1 rRNA gene (only partly in view) is annotated in these 2,470 nt (G+C 56.8%); it reads left to right on the top strand.

Going from position 1 to position 2,470, the window contains the following annotated elements:
- A 23S ribosomal RNA gene (locus tag EAO77_RS26985) occupies positions 1-2,470 on the top strand (it extends 1,046 nt beyond the left edge of the window).

A 2,470-nucleotide genomic window follows, 5' to 3' on the forward strand; every position in this document is an offset into this window, starting at 1 on the left:
CTCGTGACTGCGTGCCTTTTGAAGAATGAGCCTGCGAGTTTGCGGTGTGTTGCGAGGTTAACCCGTGTGGGGAAGCCGTAGCGAAAGCGAGTCCGAACAGGGCGATTCAGTAGCGCGCTCAAGACCCGAAGCGGAGTGATCTAGCCATGGGCAGGTTGAAGCGGAGGTAAGACTTCGTGGAGGACCGAACCCACCAGGGTTGAAAACCTGGGGGATGACCTGTGGTTAGGGGTGAAAGGCCAATCAAACTCCGTGATAGCTGGTTCTCCCCGAAATGCATTTAGGTGCAGCGTCGTGTGTTTCTTGCCGGAGGTAGAGCACTGGATAGGCGATGGGCCCTACCGGGTTACTGACCTTAGCCAAACTCCGAATGCCGGTAAGTGAGAGCRCGGCAGTGAGACTGTGGGGGATAAGCTCCATGGTCGAGAGGGAAACAGCCCAGAGCATCGACTAAGGCCCCTAAGCGTACGCTAAGTGGGAAAGGATGTGGAGTCGCAGAGACAACCAGGAGGTTGGCTTAGAAGCAGCCACCCTTGAAAGAGTGCGTAATAGCTCACTGGTCAAGTGATTCCGCGCCGACAATGTAGCGGGGCTCAAGCGTACCGCCGAAGTCGTGTCATTGCAGTACATACCCCCAACGGGGACTGTGATGGGTAGGGGAGCGTCGTGTGCCGGGTGAAGCAGCCGCGGAAGCGAGTTGTGGACGGTTCACGAGTGAGAATGCAGGCATGAGTAGCGATACACACGTGAGAAACGTGTGCGCCGATTGACTAAGGGTTCCTGGGTCAAGCTGATCTGCCCAGGGTAAGTCGGGACCTAAGGCGAGGCCGACAGGCGTAGTCGATGGACAACCGGTTGATATTCCGGTACCCGCTTTGAAACGCCCAATATCGAGCCCATTAATGCTAAGGCCGTGAAGCCGCCGGCTGAGTCTTCGGACGAGGTCGGAGTGGTGGAGCCGCTGACCCAAGGTGGTAGTAGGTAAGCGATGGGGTGACGCAGGAAGGTAGTCCAGCCCGGGCGGTGGTTGTCCCGGGGTAAGGGTGTAGGCCGTGTGATAGGCAAATCCGTCACACATTGAGGCTGAGACCTGATGCCGAGCCGATTGTGGTGAAGTGGATGATCCTATGCTGTCGAGAAAAGCCTCTAGCGAGTTTCATGGCGGCCCGTACCCTAAACCGACTCAGGTGGTCAGGTAGAGAATACCGAGGCGTTCGGGTGAACTATGGTTAAGGAACTCGGCAAAATGCCCCCGTAACTTCGGGAGAAGGGGGGCCATTCTTGGTGATCCGATTTACTCGGTGAGCTGGGGGTGGCCGCAGAGACCAGCGAGAAGCGACTGTTTACTAAAAACACAGGTCCGTGCGAAGCCGTAAGGCGATGTATACGGACTGACGCCTGCCCGGTGCTGGAACGTTAAGGGGACCGGTTAGCTTGGATTCGTCCGGGCGAAGCTGAGAACTTAAGCGCCAGTAAACGGCGGTGGTAACTATAACCATCCTAAGGTAGCGAAATTCCTTGTCGGGTAAGTTCCGACCTGCACGAATGGCGTAACGACTTCTCGACTGTCTCAACCATAGGCCCGGTGAAATTGCACTACGAGTAAAGATGCTCGTTTCGCGCAGCAGGACGGAAAGACCCCGGGACCTTTACTACAGTTTGATATTGGTGTTCGGTTCGGCTTGTGTAGGATAGGTGGGAGACTGTGAACTCTGGACGCCAGTTCAGGGGGAGTCGTCGTTGAAATACCACTCTGGTCGTGCTGGATGTCTAACCTGGGTCCGTGATCCGGATCAGGGACAGTGTCTGATGGGTAGTTTAACTGGGGCGGTTGCCTCCCAAAGGGTAACGGAGGCGCCCAAAGGTTCCCTCAGCCTGGTTGGCAATCAGGTGTTGAGTGTAAGTGCACAAGGGAGCTTGACTGTGAGACCGACGGGTCGAGCAGGGACGAAAGTCGGGACTAGTGATCCGGCGGTGGCTTGTGGAAGCGCCGTCGCTCAACGGATAAAAGGTACCCCGGGGATAACAGGCTGATCTTCCCCAAGAGTCCATATCGACGGGATGGTTTGGCACCTCGATGTCGGCTCGTCGCATCCTGGGGCTGGAGTCGGTCCCAAGGGTTGGGCTGTTCGCCCATTAAAGCGGTACGCGAGCTGGGTTTAGAACGTCGTGAGACAGTTCGGTCCCTATCCGCTGTGCGCGTAGGAGTCTTGAGAAGGGCTGTCCCTAGTACGAGAGGACCGGGACGGACGAACCTCTGGTGTGCCAGTTGTCCTGCCAAGGGCATGGCTGGTTGGCTACGTTCGGAAAGGATAACCGCTGAAAGCATCTAAGCGGGAAGCCTGCTTCGAGATGAGGACTCCCACCTCCTTGAGAGGGTAAGGCTCCCAGTAGACGACTGGGTTGATAGGCCGGATATGGAAGCCAGGTAACTGGTGGAGTTGACCGGTACTAATAGGCCGAGGGCTTG

It is taken from the genome of Streptomyces sp. T39 (assembly GCF_008042045.1).
Taxonomy (GTDB): Bacteria; Actinomycetota; Actinomycetes; order Streptomycetales; family Streptomycetaceae; genus Streptomyces.